General features: G+C 69.5%; 16 protein-coding genes and 1 riboswitch. Of the genes, 11 read left to right on the top strand and 5 right to left on the bottom strand.

Annotation, left to right across the window (positions count from 1 at the left end):
* Positions 1-52: 52 nt before the first annotated feature.
* Entirely contained in the window at positions 53-1,564 is a 1,512-nt protein-coding gene (locus EJK91_RS00325) for a flavin-containing monooxygenase (RefSeq protein ID WP_125077953.1), read from the bottom strand.
* A 119-nt stretch (positions 1,565-1,683) separates the two neighbouring features.
* Between EJK91_RS00325 and EJK91_RS00320 the strand changes: the two genes are divergently transcribed.
* Genes EJK91_RS00320 through EJK91_RS00300 form a run of 5 tightly spaced genes read left to right on the top strand, consistent with a single transcriptional unit; the run spans position 1,684 to position 6,268 of the window.
* The gene (locus EJK91_RS00320; protein WP_024441943.1) at positions 1,684-2,931 is read left to right on the top strand and encodes a PucR family transcriptional regulator; all 1,248 of its coding nucleotides are present in this window, start codon (positions 1,684-1,686) and stop codon (positions 2,929-2,931) included.
* A 51-nt stretch (positions 2,932-2,982) separates the two neighbouring features.
* Positions 2,983-4,392: a sugar porter family MFS transporter gene (locus tag EJK91_RS00315; protein ID WP_369797592.1), complete on the top strand. Its 1,410-nt coding sequence runs from the start codon at positions 2,983-2,985 to the stop codon at positions 4,390-4,392.
* Complete coding sequence (gene nagA, locus EJK91_RS00310) at positions 4,389-5,513, top strand: N-acetylglucosamine-6-phosphate deacetylase (protein WP_125077952.1); 1,125 nt, start codon at positions 4,389-4,391, stop codon at positions 5,511-5,513. The genes EJK91_RS00315 and nagA overlap by 4 nt, the downstream gene beginning before the upstream one ends.
* A gap of 9 nt (positions 5,514-5,522) precedes the next feature.
* Positions 5,523-5,810 (top strand): GNAT family N-acetyltransferase, encoded by a 288-nt coding sequence (locus EJK91_RS00305; protein ID WP_024441946.1) that lies wholly within the window; start codon positions 5,523-5,525, stop codon positions 5,808-5,810.
* A 2-nt stretch (positions 5,811-5,812) separates the two neighbouring features.
* A complete protein-coding gene (locus tag EJK91_RS00300; RefSeq protein WP_024441947.1) occupies positions 5,813-6,268 on the top strand; it encodes a carboxymuconolactone decarboxylase family protein in 456 nt (151 codons plus the stop codon).
* Between the two features lie 18 nt (positions 6,269-6,286).
* On the opposite strand, the gene yhjD is transcribed toward EJK91_RS00300, so the two are convergent.
* Together yhjD and trpS are read right to left on the bottom strand one after the other, a co-directional pair.
* Complete coding sequence (gene yhjD, locus EJK91_RS00295) at positions 6,287-7,192, bottom strand: inner membrane protein YhjD (protein ID WP_046300235.1); 906 nt, start codon at positions 7,190-7,192, stop codon at positions 6,287-6,289.
* Positions 7,189-8,208 carry a tryptophan--tRNA ligase gene (trpS, locus tag EJK91_RS00290; protein ID WP_024441949.1) on the bottom strand — a complete coding sequence of 340 codons (1,020 nt, stop codon included), beginning with the start codon at positions 8,206-8,208 and terminating at the stop codon, positions 7,189-7,191. The genes yhjD and trpS overlap by 4 nt, the downstream gene beginning before the upstream one ends.
* Before the next feature lie 78 nt (positions 8,209-8,286).
* On the opposite strand from trpS, the gene EJK91_RS00285 reads away from it, so the two are divergent.
* From EJK91_RS00285 to cobM, 6 genes are all read left to right on the top strand, one after another.
* The gene (locus EJK91_RS00285) at positions 8,287-8,952 is read left to right on the top strand and encodes a TetR/AcrR family transcriptional regulator (RefSeq protein WP_125077951.1); all 666 of its coding nucleotides are present in this window, start codon (positions 8,287-8,289) and stop codon (positions 8,950-8,952) included.
* Positions 8,949-9,608, top strand: coding sequence for an enoyl-CoA hydratase-related protein (locus tag EJK91_RS00280; protein ID WP_125077950.1), 660 nt, complete (start codon positions 8,949-8,951; stop codon positions 9,606-9,608). Before EJK91_RS00285 ends, EJK91_RS00280 begins: the two co-directional genes overlap by 4 nt.
* A gap of 173 nt (positions 9,609-9,781) precedes the next feature.
* Positions 9,782-10,624: a nitrite reductase gene (locus tag EJK91_RS00275; protein ID WP_125077949.1), complete on the top strand. Its 843-nt coding sequence runs from the start codon at positions 9,782-9,784 to the stop codon at positions 10,622-10,624.
* An 8-nt stretch (positions 10,625-10,632) separates the two neighbouring features.
* Entirely contained in the window at positions 10,633-11,286 is a 654-nt protein-coding gene (locus EJK91_RS00270) for a precorrin-8X methylmutase (RefSeq protein ID WP_196805122.1), read from the top strand.
* Entirely contained in the window at positions 11,283-12,803 is a 1,521-nt protein-coding gene (gene cobJ, locus EJK91_RS00265) for a precorrin-3B C(17)-methyltransferase (RefSeq protein WP_125077948.1), read from the top strand. The genes EJK91_RS00270 and cobJ overlap by 4 nt, the downstream gene beginning before the upstream one ends.
* Positions 12,791-13,561: a precorrin-4 C(11)-methyltransferase gene (cobM, locus tag EJK91_RS00260; protein ID WP_125077947.1), complete on the top strand. Its 771-nt coding sequence runs from the start codon at positions 12,791-12,793 to the stop codon at positions 13,559-13,561. Before cobJ ends, cobM begins: the two co-directional genes overlap by 13 nt.
* Here cobM and EJK91_RS00255 read toward each other — a convergent pair.
* A complete protein-coding gene (locus EJK91_RS00255; protein WP_024441956.1) occupies positions 13,547-14,764 on the bottom strand; it encodes a bifunctional cobalt-precorrin-7 (C(5))-methyltransferase/cobalt-precorrin-6B (C(15))-methyltransferase in 1,218 nt (405 codons plus the stop codon). The two genes, cobM and EJK91_RS00255, sit on opposite strands and share 15 nt — an antisense overlap.
* A 14-nt stretch (positions 14,765-14,778) precedes the next feature.
* Positions 14,779-15,576, bottom strand: coding sequence for a dienelactone hydrolase family protein (locus EJK91_RS00250; protein WP_024441957.1), 798 nt, complete (start codon positions 15,574-15,576; stop codon positions 14,779-14,781).
* Positions 15,577-15,599: 23 nt separating this feature from the next.
* A riboswitch (cobalamin riboswitch) is annotated at positions 15,600-15,748 on the top strand.
* Positions 15,749-15,775 lie beyond the last annotated feature (27 nt).

Genomic DNA, 15,775 nt, shown 5'->3' with positions numbered 1-15,775 from the left:
ATGAAAGGTCTGTTCTGAGTGGGTGTCTGGGGTCTGTGATGTGGCGATAGGACTACCTCGCTACCGATGCCCGCACGGCCGGCCGGTCGGCGCTGAAGTGCAGCGCACCGTCTTCGACCGGCGCCGTGCGTAGCCGTTCGACGTCTTTTTCGTAGGCCATCTCGGCCGTCCACGGCCCGGTTGTGCCGGCGCGCGGGAACTGTGCGACGCCGCGTTGCACATAGCCCGACCCCAGATCGAGCAGTGGCACCCGCGGCATGCCCTCGTCGTCGAGAACCGGCTCGAAACCCTGGTGTCCGTGCACATCCAGGTGGTCGAGCAACCGGCAGAAGTGCTCGCAGACCAGGTCGACCTTGAGGGTCCAGGAGATGTTGGTGTAGCCGAAGGCGAACACCAGGTTGGGCACCCCGGACAGCATCATCGACTTGTAGACCGTGGTGTCCGCAGGATTCACCGGCGCACCGTCGATGCTGAGCGTGATCTTGCCGAAGGCCGACATGGTGAGTCCGGTGGCGGTCACCACAAGGTCGGCTGCCAGCTCCCGGCCCGAGGCCAGCCGGATGCCGGTCGGGGTGAACCGCTCGATCACATCGGTGACCACGCTGGCCCGCCCGGATGAGATCGCCTTGAACAGGTCACCATCTGGCACCATGCACAGCCGCTGGTCCCACGGGTCGTAACGCGGGGTGAAGTGGGTGGCGACGTCGAAGTTCTTCGGCAGCTGGCGACGCACATTGGCGATGAGCAGCCGACGCATCAGCCCCGGCGCGCGTTTGCAGGCCTTGAAGATCCCGCGGTTGAGCACGATGTTCTTGCGCCGGATGATCGGGTTGGCGCGCTGCGGGCCCAGCACCTTGTTCAAGATGTTGGCAACGGGGTCCTCGGCCGGGGTCGAGAACACGTAGCTCGGGGAGCGCTGCAGCATGGTGATGTGACCGGCCTTGGGGGCCATCGCGGGGATCAGCGTGACCGCCGTTGCGCCGCTGCCGATCACGACCACCCGCTTATCGGTGTAGTCCAAGTCTTGCGGCCAGTGCTGCGGGTGGATGACCTGGCCGGCGAACTCGTCGACTCCGGCGAACTCGGGCGTGAAGCCCGCGTCGTAGTCGTAGTAGCCGGTGCCCAGGAAGAGGAATCGTGCGGTGAACCGCGCTGTCGCACCACTGCCGGTGTGCTCGGCGGTGACGCTCCAGCGGCCCAGTTCCCGGGAGAAGTCCGCGGTCAGCACCCGGTAGCCGAACCGGATGTGTTCGGACAGGTCGTTGTCGGCGACCACCTGACGCAGGTAGTCCATGATGATCGGCCCGTCGGCGATCGCCTTGCGGTGCGTCCACGGCGCAAAGCCGAAGCCGAAGGTGGCCATATCCGAGTCCGAGCGAATCCCGGGATACCGGAACAGGTCCCACGTGCCGCCGATGGACTCCCGGCCATCCAGGACCGCGAACGACGTGCCCGGCCGGTGAGTCTTGAGATGGTAGGCGGCGCCGATCCCGGAGATGCCGGCGCCGACGACGAGGACGTCGAAGTCCGCGGTCTGCTTCTGGCTGGCGGTCGTGATTGTCACGCATATCTCCTCTGAGCACCTGGTGTGGCGTGGTTCACGTTAAAGTCGCAACGGCCGGGTGCGGTATGTCCGTTCGCTCAGATCTTTTGCGGATATGTGTGCGATGGCACACTCATCGCATGGATGCCCCGCCGCCGCCCTCCGACGTCGTCGCGCTGATGGGCGACGTGGCCGAACTGATGCTGACCGAAATCGATGACCTGGTCGCCGAGATGGACGCCGCCGAGATCGAACTGTCGCCGTTCCTGGGCGCCGACGCGGCGCTGACCGCGGAGATGTCGGCGAGCAACCGCGCCAATCTCGCCCGGGTGATGACCATGTTCGCCCGCCGCGACGACCGGCCCGCCTCCTTCGACGTTCCCCCCGAGGCCCTGGACGTCGCCCGCACCATTGCGCGGCGCGGCATCGGCCTCGACGTGCTATTCCAGTCCTACCGCCGCGGCCAGAACGTCGGCTGGCAGCGCTATATGGCGCACGCCGCCCAGATCGTGCCGCCGGGTCCGCTGCTCATCCAGCTACTGAACGCCTCTTCGCAACGCATGTTCGAGTACGTCGACCACGTGGTCAGCCAGGTCATCGCCGAGGCCCAGCGGGAACGCGAGGAGGTGCTCGGAGGTGCGCTGGCGCGCCGCGCAGAGACCATCCGGCTGATCCTCGACGATGCCCCGATCGACAGCCGTCGGGCCAGCGGCCAGCTGGGCTACGAGTTGGGCCGGCACCACACCGCGCTGGTGCTGTGGGCTCCCCCGCTCGGCGAGATCCAGGGCGCGTTGGAATCGGCCGCCGGGGTGCTGGCGCAGGCCGCCGGTGCGCGGCGGCCCCTGACGTTGCCGGCCGGAACGTCCACGTTGTGGGCCTGGCTGGGCAGCGAGGCCGCCCCGGCGCTGGATGCACTGCGGGAGTCGATCAATCGCATCCATCCCACTATCCGCGTCGCGGTGGGCCCTGCCCGGCACGGAATCGGCGGCTTCCGCCGCACCCACACCGCGGCACTGGCTGTCCAGCGTGTGCTTGTCGCGCATCCTGCCGGGACCCGGGTCGGGCTCTACGACGAGCTGGAGGTCACCGAACTGGCGGCCCAGAACCTGGACCGCGCAGCCGAATTCGTGGCCACCACACTCGGTCCGTTGGCTGCCGATGACCCCAGCGCGGAGCGCCTGCGCGAGACGCTGCGAGTGTTCCTCGACGAGGCCGAGAACGCGCCGCGGGCCGCGGCCCGCCTCCATGCTCATCGGAACACGGTGCTGCAGCGAGTGGCGCGCGCCACCGAGCTGCTGGGTCACCCGCCCAGCACGCGGCGGCTGGCGGTTGAGCTCGCGCTCGAACTCGCCCACCAGATCGGCCCCCGGGTTCTCACCCGAGCCTGATCGGCTGGATTCATATCCCCTACGGTGAGCCAGATGGGCCGATTCGCCGAACTGCGCCGCTCCTCGCCGCTGGCGCTGCTGGTGGGAGTGGCCGCCGCCAGTGTCGGCGTCATCTACGGCTACGACCTGTCCAACATCGCCGGCGCGCTGCTGTTCATCGAGCGTGACTTCGGGCTGACCGATACCCAACAGGAGATGATCGCCACCGCGACGGTGATCGGCGAGATCGCCGGCGCCATGGCCGGCGGGTGGCTGGCCAACGCGATCGGCCGGAAACGCTCGATGGTGTCGGTGGCGCTGGGCTACGCGGTATTCGCGGTGCTGGGGGCGGCGGCGACGTCGGTGTCGACGCTGACCGTGGCGCGGCTGCTGCTGGGCATCACCATCGGCGTATCGGTAGTGGTGGTTCCGGTGTTCGTGGCCGAGTCCGCGCCGGCTCACGCCCGGGGCGCACTGCTGGTCACCTACGGGGTGGCCACGGTGATCGGGATCATCGCCGGCTATCTGTTCGCCTACTTGCTGGCCGGCACCGGCAATTGGCGGGCGATGCTGGGTCTGGCCGCGGTCCCGGCGGTGCTGGTTGCTCTGCTGCTGGCACGCGTCCCCGACACCGCGCGCTGGTATCTGCTCAAGGGCCGCGTCGACGATGCGGAACGCACCCTGCGGCGGATCGAACCCGGCGCCGACGCGCAGCGCGAGCTGGCCGAGATCGGCCGCACCCTGACCGAGGAGCAGGCCGGCGGAGTCGGCGTGCTGCGCGAGATGCTGCGGCCGCCTTACCTGCGGGCGACGCTGTTCGTGGTGACACTGGGCTTCTTCATCCAGATCACCGGGATCAACGCGATCGTCTACTACAGCCCCCGACTGTTCGAGAAGATGGGCTTCGAAGGCGATTTCGCGTTGCTGGTTCTGCCGGCACTGGTGCAGGTCGCCGCCCTGGCCGCAATGGTCGTCTCACTGGTGATCATCGACCGCGTCGGCCGGCGGCCGATCCTGCTGTCGGGGATCGCCGCGATGGTCGCGGCCAACCTGCTGCTGGTTGCGGTGTTCGCCGCCGGCGAGACGTTCGGTGACGCCCTGGCGGCGGTCAAGTTCGGTGGGGTGCTGCTGTTCACCGTCGGCTATACCTTCGGGTTCGGCTCTCTGGTGTGGGTGTACGCCGGCGAGAGCCTGCCGGCCAGGATGAGAGCCATGGGGTCCTCGGCGATGCTGACCTCCGACCTGGTGGCCAATGCGATCGTCGCCGCGGTGTTCCTGACCATGCTCACCTCGCTGGGCGGGGCCGGGACGTTCGCGGTGTTCGGTGTGCTGGCGGTGCTGAGCCTGGGCTTCGTATACCGCTACGCCCCCGAGACCAAGGGCCGCCAGTTGGAAGACATCCGGCACTTCTGGGAGAACGGCGGACGCTGGCCCTCCGAGGGCGGCGAAGCCCTGGTTGCTGACAGCGAGGCCTCGGCATGACCGTCATCGCCGCCGGCGCCGCCGTGATCGACGGTGCGGTGCTTCGGCCCGGCTGGGTGTCGGTGGCCGAGGGGCGCATTGCCGATTGCGGGGCTGGGCCGGCCCCGATTCGGCCAGACCATGACTTCCGTGACTGCGTACTGGTTCCCGGCTTCGTCGACATGCATTCCCACGGTGGCGCCGGCGTCTCCTACGCTGACGATCCGGACCACGCGGCGGCCCTGCACGCTGCGCACGGCACCACCGGCGGCCTGGCCAGCTTGGTGACCGCGTCGCCGGAAACCCTCCTGGCGCAGGTGCACACACTGGCTGCCGCGGCCCGGCGCGGCGTGGTGGACGGCATCCACCTAGAGGGGCCGTGGCTGAGCCGGCTGCACTGCGGTGCACACGACAGCGGTCAGCTGCGTGCGCCCTCTGATGCCGAGGTCGAGGCGCTGCTGGTTGCCGGCGGTGGCACGATCCGAATGGTGACGCTGGCCCCCGAGCTGCCCGGTGCCATCGCGACCATCCGGCACTTGGTGGATGCGGGAATCGTTGTGGCCGTGGGACATACCGACGCGAGCTACGAACTGACGCAGGAGGCGATCGATGCCGGGGCGAGGGTCGGCACCCACCTGTTCAACGCGATGCGGGCATTGCATCATCGCCAGCCGGGGCCGGTCCCGGCGCTGCTGTCCGACCCCCGGGTGACCGTCGAGCTGATCGCCGACGGCGTGCACCTGCACCCGGGGGCGATCCGCCACGTGGTGGCCACCGCCGGCCCGGGCCGGGTCGCACTGGTCACCGATGCGATGGCCGCCGCCGGAGTCGGCGACGGCGCGTTCCGTCTCGGCGGGCTCGACGTCGACGTCGCCGACGGGGTGGCCCGGCTGCGCGGTACGGCGACGATCGCCGGCAGCACCGCCACCATGGACCGGTTGTTCGCGACCGCGGTACGACTGCTCGGGGCAGACGATGCGGCCCTGGCCGCCGCCGTGCGCATGACCTCGTCCACGCCGGCGCACGTCCTGGGACTGCACCGGGCCGGTGTTCTGGCAGCCGGGCGTGACGCCGACCTGGTTGTGCTGGATCGAGATTGGCGGGTCGCGCGGGTCATGCGGCGCGGCGCCTGGCTCGGATAGGCTGCAAAGATGAGCGAACCGACCGTCACCCACGACAACGGGCAGTACAAGATCACCGTCGACGGCGAACAGGCCGGGTTCGCCGACTACATCGAACGTGGCGATCAGCGGATCTTCCACCACACGGTGATCGACAAGGCGTTCGGCGGGCGCGGCCTGGCCAGCACGCTGATCGGCGCCGCCCTGACCGACACCCGTGCGGCCGGCAAACGCGTCGTACCGACCTGCTCGTTCGTCGAGGCCTACATCACCAAGCACCCGGAGTTCGCCGACCTCGTCGACCCGTCCGGCGACTGATCATGACGCGGATCGCCGTCAACAAGCAGTCCGCCTCGGTCTACCGGGCCTACCTGGACGCCGCCGCAGAGGTGCGGGCACGTGCCGAAGACGCCGGATTGCCGCCGACCGTCCTGGAACTGGTGAACCTGCGGGTTTCCCAGATCAATGGGTGCGCGTTCTGCCTGAACATGCACAGCAAGGCGCTGCTGGCCACCGGCGACACCGTGCAGCGGATCGCGGTGCTGCCGGCCTGGCGAGACACTCAGCTGTTCTCCGACACCGAACGGGCTGCCCTGGAGATCGCCGAGGCGGTCACGTGGATCTCCGAGGCGCACCTGGACGACGACGAGTACACGTTGCTGCGCGAGCACCTCACCGACGATCAGGTCTCGCTGCTGATCTGGTCGGCCATCACGATCAACTCGTTCAACCGGGTATCGATCATGAGCCGCTACCCGGTGCCGGCCGACACATAACTCTCCTAGGGTCGGGGCTCAGTCGACACGCAGGTTGTCCGCCGACGTCGCCGCCCATGCGGTGGCGAACAGAATGAGCCGAGCGGTGACATAGGCGAACACCAGCAGGCCCAGGACTGGTCCGAACACCGCCCCGGCCGGGCCGTTGATCACCGACTGCAGATACACCGAGCCGGCCTGCTTGAAAAGTTCGTAGCCGACGGCGGCGATAGCACCGGCCTCCATCGCGCTGTTGAAGCTCACCGATTCGCGGGGCAACCGGGCAATCATCCAGGTGAACAACAGCCACGACACCCCGGCGGCCATGGTCAATGACGCGACCCGCAGCAGGCCACCCAGCAGGGTGAAGTCAGGAACGCCCAGCCACCGCAGCACGCTTCGCATCAACTTCGGATCAGCCAGGGCGGTCAGCGCGACGGTGACCAGCATGGCACCGAACGCCCACGCCATCGCGAGCAGGTCCGAAAGCTTGGAAGAGACGAAACCCTGCTTGTCCGAACGGGTTTCCCACATCTCCGACAGCGCCTCGCGCAGGTTGGCCATCCAGGTCAACCCCACCCAGGCAGCGGTCGCCAGGCCGATCACACCGACGGAGGCTCGTGAGGAGATTGCGCTGTCCATCAGCGTGACGAGCTCGTTGCCGAACTCGCCGGGGATCGAATGCTTGATCCGGCGCTCGATCTCGTCGAGCACCTCGGGCCGGCGCGACAGCAGGAAGCCGCCGACGGAGAACCCGACCATGGCCAGCGGGAACAGCGCGAAGATGGTGTAGTAGCTCATCCCCGCGGCAAAGAAGTTGCCCTGGCGGTCGTCGTAGCGCTCTTGGGCGCGCACCACGTGATCGAACCAGCCGTAGCGCGACCGCAGCCGGTCGATGACGCCCGGCTTAGACCCGTTGGACTGGTCGGTCACGGCTTTGCTCATGCCTGCGCTGGAAGCAATCCCACCCGGTCGTACACCCGCGCGAGCGTGGCAGCGGCCGCCTCGCGGGCCCGGCTCGCACCGGCGGCCAGCACCGCCTCCAGCTCGGCCGGGTCGGCGAGCAGCTCGTCCACCCGGGCCTTGATCGGGGTGACGAACTCGGCGACGGCCTCGGCGGTCTCCTTCTTCAGATCGCCGTAGCCGCGCCCCGCATAGCCGTTCACCAGGGACTCGACATCCGTACCGGTGACCGCGGCCTGAATGGTCAGCAGATTCGAGATGCCCGGCTTGGTGTCCGGCTCGTAGCGGATCTCGCGCTCGGAGTCGGTGACCGCCGAGCGGATCTTCTTGGCGCTTTTCGCCGGGTCGTCGAGCAGGCTGATCAGGCCGGCGTCGGTGGCCGCCGACTTGCTCATCTTGGCGGTCGGGTCCTGCAGGTCATAGATCTTGGCGGTGGCCTTCGGGATCATCGGCTCGGGGACGACGAAGGTCTCCGGGAAGCGCGCGTTGATGCGCTGCGCGAGGTCGCGCGCCAGCTCCAGGTGCTGGCGCTGGTCTTCCCCGACCGGGACCACCGCGGTGTCGTAGAGCAGCACGTCGGCGGCCATCAGCACCGGATAGGTGAACAGACCGACGGTGGTGGAGTCGGCCCCCTGCTTCTGCGACTTGTCTTTGAACTGCGTCATCCGCGACGCCTGGCCGAAACCGGTGAAACAGCCGAGCAGCCAGGCGAGTTCGGCGTGGGCCGGCACATGGCTCTGCACGAACACCGTGCTGCGGGCCGGGTCGATCCCCAGCGCGAGGTACTGGGCGGCGGTCACCAGCGTGCGGCGGCGCAGCGTCGCCGGGTCCTGCGGCACGGTGATCGCGTGCAGGTCGACGACGCAGAAGAACGCCTCGTGATCGTCCTGCAGGCTGGTCCACTGCGCGACCGCGCCGAGGGCGTTTCCGAGGTGAAGCGAGTCGGAGGTCGGCTGGGCGCCGGAGAATACGACGGGACGGGTTGCGGGAGTGCTCATGATGGTCCGATCCTGTCACGCCAGCGTCCCGGTGACCGCACCTGGTAACAGAGCGCTTGCTCTGTTACGGTGACGGCCATGCCCCGCCCGCGCGTGTACGACCACGAGCAGGTGCTCGACGCCGTCGAGACGCTTGCCGCACGGTCCGGCCCGGCCGCGGTGACCATTCGCGCGATCGGGGAGGCCACCGGCGCCTCCAACGGAGCGGTCTACCACGGGTTCGGCTCGCGGGCCGGGCTGGTTGCCGCCGCCTGGCTGCGGGCCGCCCGGCGCTTTCTGGCGGTGCAGGGCGACCTGGTGGACGCGGTCACCGACCCAGTCGAGGCCGTGGTTGCTGCCGCCGACGCTCCGGTGGCGTTCGCGCAGCGTCATCCCGACGCCTGCAAGCTGCTGTTCGCGATCCAGCGCAACCAGATGGCCGACGACGACCTGTCTCCGGAACTGGCCGAGCAGCTCCGCGGCACCGATGCCGAGCTGGTCGGCCTACTCATTCGGCTTGCGGACGGCCTGTGGCACCGCCGCGACGCCGCCGCCGTCGACACCATCACCACCTGCGTCGTCGATCTACCCACCGCGATCGTGCTCAGCCGGAATCGGTTGGGCAGCGCACGCGCCCACGCCCACCTGCGCGCGGCGGTCCGCGCCGTGCTGTCGGTCGGGCCACCCCTGGCGGTTCAGCGAGGCTCGACGGAGGAGAGCCGAAGCTGGGACCGCCGCATGAATCAGAAAGGATCCACCCCATGAACCTGACCTATGACGACACGATCGCCGTGCTGGACCTCGGCGACGACGAAAACCGTTTCTCCCCCGACTTTCTCGACGAGATCAACGGGGTGCTCGACGACGTGCTGGCCGCCAACGCCGAGGGCAAGGCGCAGGGCCTGGTGACCACCGCGGGCGGCAAGTTCTACACCAACGGCTTGGACCTGGACTGGCTGATGGCCAACGGCGACCGCACCGACTGGTACGTCGGCCGGGTGCATGCACTGCTCGCGCGGGTGCTGACCTTGCCGATCCCCACCGCGGCGGCCGTCGTCGGCCACGCGTTCGGGGCCGGCGCGATGCTGGCACTGGCCCACGACTTCCGGGTGATGCGCGCCGACCGCGGCTTCTTCTGCCTGCCCGAGGTCGACATCCGGATTCCGTTCACGTCGGGGATGGCGGCGCTGATCCAGGCCAAGCTCACCCCGCAGGCCCAGGTGGCGTCGATGACCACCGGCCGCCGGTTCGGCGGGGTGGACGCCGCGACCTTCGGCATCGTGGACAGCACCGCCGCCGAGGGCGCGGTGACTCCGGCCGCGACCGAGTTTCTGCGGCCGCTGGCCGGCAAGGATTCGGGAACTCTGGGCGCGATCAAGGACACCATGTTCGGCCCGGCGGTGGCGGCACTGGGCGGTTGAGCCCACCCGTCCCACCCGTCACCGGAGTGCGGCGGCATGTCTATTGCCCGCCTTTGAGCGACAATTCAGTCCGTGCACGCCAAACCCGCAACCGACACGGCTGACTTAACGGGTGTTGTCGCGCAAAGGCGGGCAACACTTCCATGGGCTCCCCCACGTGGCGGGTGTGACCGATGAGGACGAGGGCCGACCGATGCCCAGGCGTGCTACGCCCCTGGGTGGCCGACGACGGACTGCTGGTGCGGCTGCGTCTGGTCGGCGGCCGGCTGCCAGCCGCCTCACTGGCCCGGCTGCTGCAGGTCAGCGCCGAGTTCGCCGACGGTTCGGTCTACCTGACCAAGCGGGCCAATCTGCAGCTGCGCGGGTTGGCCGACCACGCCGGTGCGCTGGCCCCCGACGCGGTGGCCGCCGTGGAGTCGACCGGGCTGTTGCCGTCGCCCAGTCACGAGCTGGTCCGCAACATCCTGGTCTCGCCGCAGACCGGCCATGCCGGCGGGCGGGCGGACCTGCGCCCGGTGGCGACTGGGCTGGACGCGCTGCTGTGTGCCGATCCGCGACTCGCCCGGCTGCCCGGTCGCTTCCTGTTCGTGCTCGATGACGGCCGCGGCGACCTGATCGATCGGCAAAGCGACGCGGGCCTGGTGGCGCTCAGTGCCACCGAGGCCCAGCTGCGAGTCGGTGACGACTGGGGTGCGGTGATCGGTCTCGACGACGCCGCCGCCCGGCTCGCCGAGCTGGCGGCGGCATTCCAGGAAGCGCGCGGCGAGCAGCCGGACGCGCCGTGGCATGTCCGCGAACTCGGTCGGCCGCTGCAACCCGCCCTCGCCGCCGACCCGCGCGTCCCGGCCCCGTCGGGTCCGTTACCGTTTGGCAGCGTGCTCGGCGGCACCCACGTGCACGTCCCCGACGGCGTGCTCACGCCGGACCAGGGGCGATCGCTGGCAGAGCACACCGAGCTCGTGGTGACGCCGTGGCAGGGTGTCTTCATCCCCCAAGCCCAGGAGGCGAACCCGTGAGCAGGCCCATGCGCCCGTCTCGGCATTACGACTACATTGCCGACGGTCCGGCCATCTACGTCGAATCGTTCGCGACGATCCGCCGCGAGTCCGACCTGTCCCACATCCCGGCGGCCGCCGAGCGGCTCGCGGTGCGCATGATCCACGGCGCCGGGCAGACCGACGTCGCCAAGGACTTGCTGATCCACCCGGACGCGGTGCCGGCCGGGCGGGCCGCACTCGACGGCGGCGCGCCGATCCTCTGCGATGCCCGGATGGTGGCGGTCGGCGTGACCGCCGGGCGGCTGCCCGCCGGCAACGAGGTGCGCTGTTACCTGCGCGACGAGCGGGTCCCGGATCTGGCGAAGGAATGGGGAACCACCCGTTCGGCGGCGGCCGTCTCGTTGTGGGAACCCGAGCTGGCCGGCGCCGTCGTGGCGATCGGCAACGCGCCGACCGCACTGTTCCACCTGCTGGAGACGATCATCGACGGCGGGCCGCGCCCGGCGGTGATCGTCGGTTGCCCGGTGGGGTTCATCGGCGCCGCGGAGTCCAAGGAGGCGTTGGCCACGCTGCACCGCGACCACGGCATCGACATCCCGTTCGTGACGGTGCGCGGCCGGCGCGGCGGGTCGGCAATCACCTCGTCGGCGTTGAACGCACTCGCCTCGGATGCCGAATGACCGGCAAGTTCTACGGGGTGGGCCTAGGACCCGGTGACCCTGAGCTGATCACCCGCAAAGCGGCCCGGATCATCGCCGATGCCGACGTGGTGGCCTACCACGCCGGGGTCAACAAGTCGTCGTATGCGCGCACCATCGCCGCCGACCTGATCCGGCCCGGAGTCCGCGAAGAAGAGCTGCGCTATCCGGTCACCACCGGCGTTACCGATCACCCCGGCGGCTACGCCGGAGCGCTCGCCGACTTCTACGAGGCATCGGCATCGAGGCTGGCCGCCCACCTGGATGCCGGTCGCACGGTGGCGCTGTTGACCGAGGGCGATCCGCTGTTCTACGGCTCGTTCATGTACATGCACGACCGGCTGGCGATGCGCTTCGACACCGAGATCATCCCCGGTGTGCCGGCGTTCAGCGCCGCTACCGCCGCGCTCGGGATGCCGCTGGTGCGCCAGACCGACGTGCTGACCGTGCTGCCGGGAACGCTGCCGGAGCACGAACTGGCGATGCGACTGGCCGACACCGACGGCGCCATCATCATGAAGCTGGGCCGCACCTTCCCGGCCGTGCGCCGCGCCCTGGTAGCGGCGGGCCGCCTCGAGCACGCCTACTACGTCGAGCGGGCCAGCCATCCGCAACAGCGCTGGCTGCGGGTCGCCGATGTCGAGGAGGCGAGCGTCCCCTACCTGTCGCTGATCGTGGTGGACGGGGACTCCCGCAACGGGCAGCGCTCACGGACGTCGACGGCCCCGGCGCCGGCGGTCGTTGAGCCGGTGCGCGCCGCAGCCGAGCTGCTGGTGATCGGGCTGGGACCGGGACCCGAGGGCTGGCTCACCCGCGAGGCCACCGAAGCGCTGGCCACCGTCGACCACGTGGTGGGCTACGGCCCCTACGTCGCGCGGGTTCCGCAGCGCGAGGGCTTGCAGCGGCACACCTCCGGCAACACCGTGGAGCTCGACCGGGCTCGGTTCGCGCTGGATCTGGCCGCCCGCGGCGAGAAGGTGGCGGTGGTCTCCGGCGGAGATGCCGGGGTTTTCGGGATGGCATCGGCGGTGTTCGAGGCGGCCTCGGAAACCGGTACGGATGTTCAGTATCAACACGTTTCGGTGCGGGTGCTGCCCGGAGTGTCGGCGGTGCAGGCGGTGGCCGCGGCGGCCGGCGCCCCGATCGGTGCCGACTTCGCGGTGCTGAGCCTGTCGGATCGGCTCAAGCCCTGGGCGGTGATCGAGTCGCGGCTGCGGGCGATCGCCGAAGCCGACCTGGTGCTGGCGATCTACAACCCGGCGTCTCGTGCCCGGCCCGACCAGATCGCGATCGCACGCAAAGTGCTACTGGAACACCGGGATGCGCACACGGTGGTGGTCATCGGTCGCGACATCGGCCGGGCGACAGAGGAGCTCAGCGTGACCACCCTGGGCGAGCTGGACACCGACACCATCGATATGAAATGTCTTGTCCTAGTGGGGGCCTCGTCGACGCGGGTGACGGCGGGGCGGGTATGGACGCCGCGATGGGTGCGTTAGCGGTCCAGTTCGTCGGGGCCGGCCCGGGCGCGGCAGATCTGCTGACGGTGCGGGCGGCACGGCTGCTGGCCGACGCCGACGTGGTGCTCTACCCCGGCAGCTATCTGGACCCGCAGGTACTCGCGCACTGCTCGCAGGCGGCCGACCTTGTCGATACCGCCGATCTGGATCTGGATGCCATCACCGACCGACTGGTCACCGCGCATCGGGCGGGTCGCGCGGTGGTGCGACTGGTGTCCGGGGATCCGTCGCTGTACAGCGCGGTCTTCGAGCAGACTCGCCGTCTCGATGCCGCCAGAGTGCCGTGGGAGGTGACGCCCGGAGTGCCGGCGTACGCGGCGGCCGCAGCGGTGCTCGGCAGAGAGCTCACGGTGCCTCTGGTGACGCAGTCGGTGGTGTTGACCCGTACGCAAGTCGCCTCCACCGCCATGCCGCAACGCGAAACGCTCTCCGCCTTCGCCGCCACGCAAGCGACGCTGGTGTTGCATCTGGCGATCACCCGCGTCCGAGCGCTGATGGCCGAACTGGCGCCCGAGTACGGCGCCGACTGCCCGGTCGCGGTGGTCTATCGCGCGTCGCAGCCCGAGCAACTGGTGCTGCGCGGAACGATCACCGACATCGCCGACGCGGTCGAAGAGGCCGGGTTGCGGTCAGCCGCGGTCATCCTGGTCGGCCGGGCGGTAGCCGACCTGCCCGATCCGTGCGGCGGGGAGAGCCATCTCTATGACCCGGCACGCGACCGCTCAGGGCCGGACTAGCGCCCACTGGGTGATCGCCCGGCCCGGTGTCCAGCCGGTGAAGGAGCCCAGCGGTGCGGCGTGCTCGACCTGGATGCGGGTCAGCTCGCCGCCATGTTCGCGGTAGGCCGCCGCCAGCAGCGCCTCGGCCTGCAGCGTGACCCCGTGGGCGACCACCCGGCCGCCCGGCGCCAGCGCTGCCAGACAGGCCGCCAGCACCCCGTCCCGGCTCAGCCCGCCGCCGATGAACACCGCATCCGGGCCGGGCAGGTCCGCCAGCACCTGCGGTGCCGCGCCTTGGACCACCTGCAACCCGGGCACACCGAGGTTCCGAGCATTATCCGAGATACGTTGCACCCTAACGTCGTTCACCTCGACCGCGATGGCACGACAACTCGGATGCGAACGCATCCATTCGATGCCCACTGAACCGGCACCCGCACCGATGTCCCACAACAGCTGCCCGGGGACCGGGGCCAGTCGCGCCAACGCCGCGGCCCGTAGGTCACGTTTGGTGAGCTGCCCGTCATGGCGGTAGGCATCATCGGGCAGACCGGGCGCCCAGCCGGACATCAATGGACCGACCAGTTCCAGGGCGACGATATTGAGCCGCGGGGACGAACCGGTGAAGGTGGCGGCGGTGGTCTCCAACCTGGTTTCAGCCGCTGCGCCGAGGTCGCCGAGCACCACCATCCGGCTCGCTCCGTAGCCGCGCTCGGTCAGCAAGGCGGCCAGCTGCCCCGGGGTGGTCTCATCGGATGACAGCACCAGCACCCGCCGGCCAGGCGCCAGCTCCCGCAGGACCGCGTGCACGTCACGGCCGACCACGCTGACCACCGCGGTGGACTCCGCGGGCCAGCCCAGCCGGGCCCGGGCCAGCGTGACCGACGAAACCGCCGGCAGCACCCTCACCTGATCGGCACCGAACAGTCCGATCAGCGTGGTGCCGATACCGCTGAACAGCGGATCACCCGACGCCAGCGCCACGGTCCGCAGTCCCGCCAGCTCCTCGAACAGCGCGGGCAGCCCGGCGTGCAGCGGAGACGGCCACCGGTGCCGCTGCTGACCTTCGATCTGCGGTAACAGGTCCAGTTGACGCGGTGCGCCGATCACGGCGTCGGCCGCCAGCACCATGTCTCGGGCCGAGTCACCCAACCCGGTCCAGCCGTCGGCGCCGATGCCCACTACGGCGATGCGTTCGGCAGGGCTGGGCTGAGCTGGCACAGCGGCGATGGTAGCTAGGTCAATCGCTGCGTGAGGAATTCCACCACCCGCTTGCGCGCTTCGTAAGCGGGGTGGCCGTCGACCTCGCGGACCTGGTCGGTGAGCACCGAGTGCGCCATCCGGGACAGACCGTGCGGGTTGCCGGACGAGGAATCGATCTCGATCACCTCGAAAGCGTCCCCGAGCCGTGCTTTGAGCGTCGTGAAGCGGTCACCGGGGGCCATCTTGTCTTCGCTGAACCGCAGGCCCAGAGCGCACAGTCCGTCGTTGGCTGCCCGGTCGGCGACGACGCCCAACTCGACCTCCGAGAGCCCCGGGTCACGCCGCTGCTTCAGCGTCAGTGGAATCGGCACGGACGGTTGGCTGAGCACCGGCGCCAGCACGGCGTCGTCGACGGCCGCTGCCAGCGCGAAGCCTCCGGTGAAGCACTGGCCGATCACCCCGACACCCTTGCCGGGAGTCTTCTCGTTGAGGTCACGGGCCAGCGCCCGCAAGAACTGGGTGACCGGGCGCTGCTTGTCGGTGGCGAACGCGGCGAACTCCCGGGTCACGCAGGCCCGGGCGATCGTGGTCGCGGCGTAGCCGGGCGTGATCGCCTTGCCCGGCTCGCCGAACAGCGACGGAATCGCCACGGTGAAACCGTTGTCCACCAGGTGATTTCCCAGCGCCAGGACCCCGGGGTGAATCCCCGGGATCTCCGGGATCAGCACCACGCCGGGACCCTGCCCCTTGCGGTATACGTCGTGGGTGAAACCGCCGCCGGTAAACGGCTCGGCAACCCATCCGGTCAGGTCTGCTACAGGTGCACTCACTGGTCGTGTGCCCTTTCTCTCGGTCGGCGTCTGCGGCCCCGAGTGTTAGGGTATCGGCGCGAAGCGCCAGGGAAGTCGGTGTGAGTCCGACGCAGGCCCGCTACGGTGTTCCGCGGCGCATTCTCGGTGCGCCACGGTCAGTCCGAATACCGGCTTCGCGTCGCCAACACACAGGTGTTGGCCACACGAGCGGAGCCTC

The organism is Mycobacterium sp. P7213 (assembly GCF_900604305.1).
In the GTDB taxonomy this organism is placed as follows: Bacteria; Actinomycetota; Actinomycetes; order Mycobacteriales; family Mycobacteriaceae; genus Mycobacterium.
Note: the sequence above shows the minus strand (reverse complement) of the source record. Positions and strands in the feature narration are given on the sequence as shown.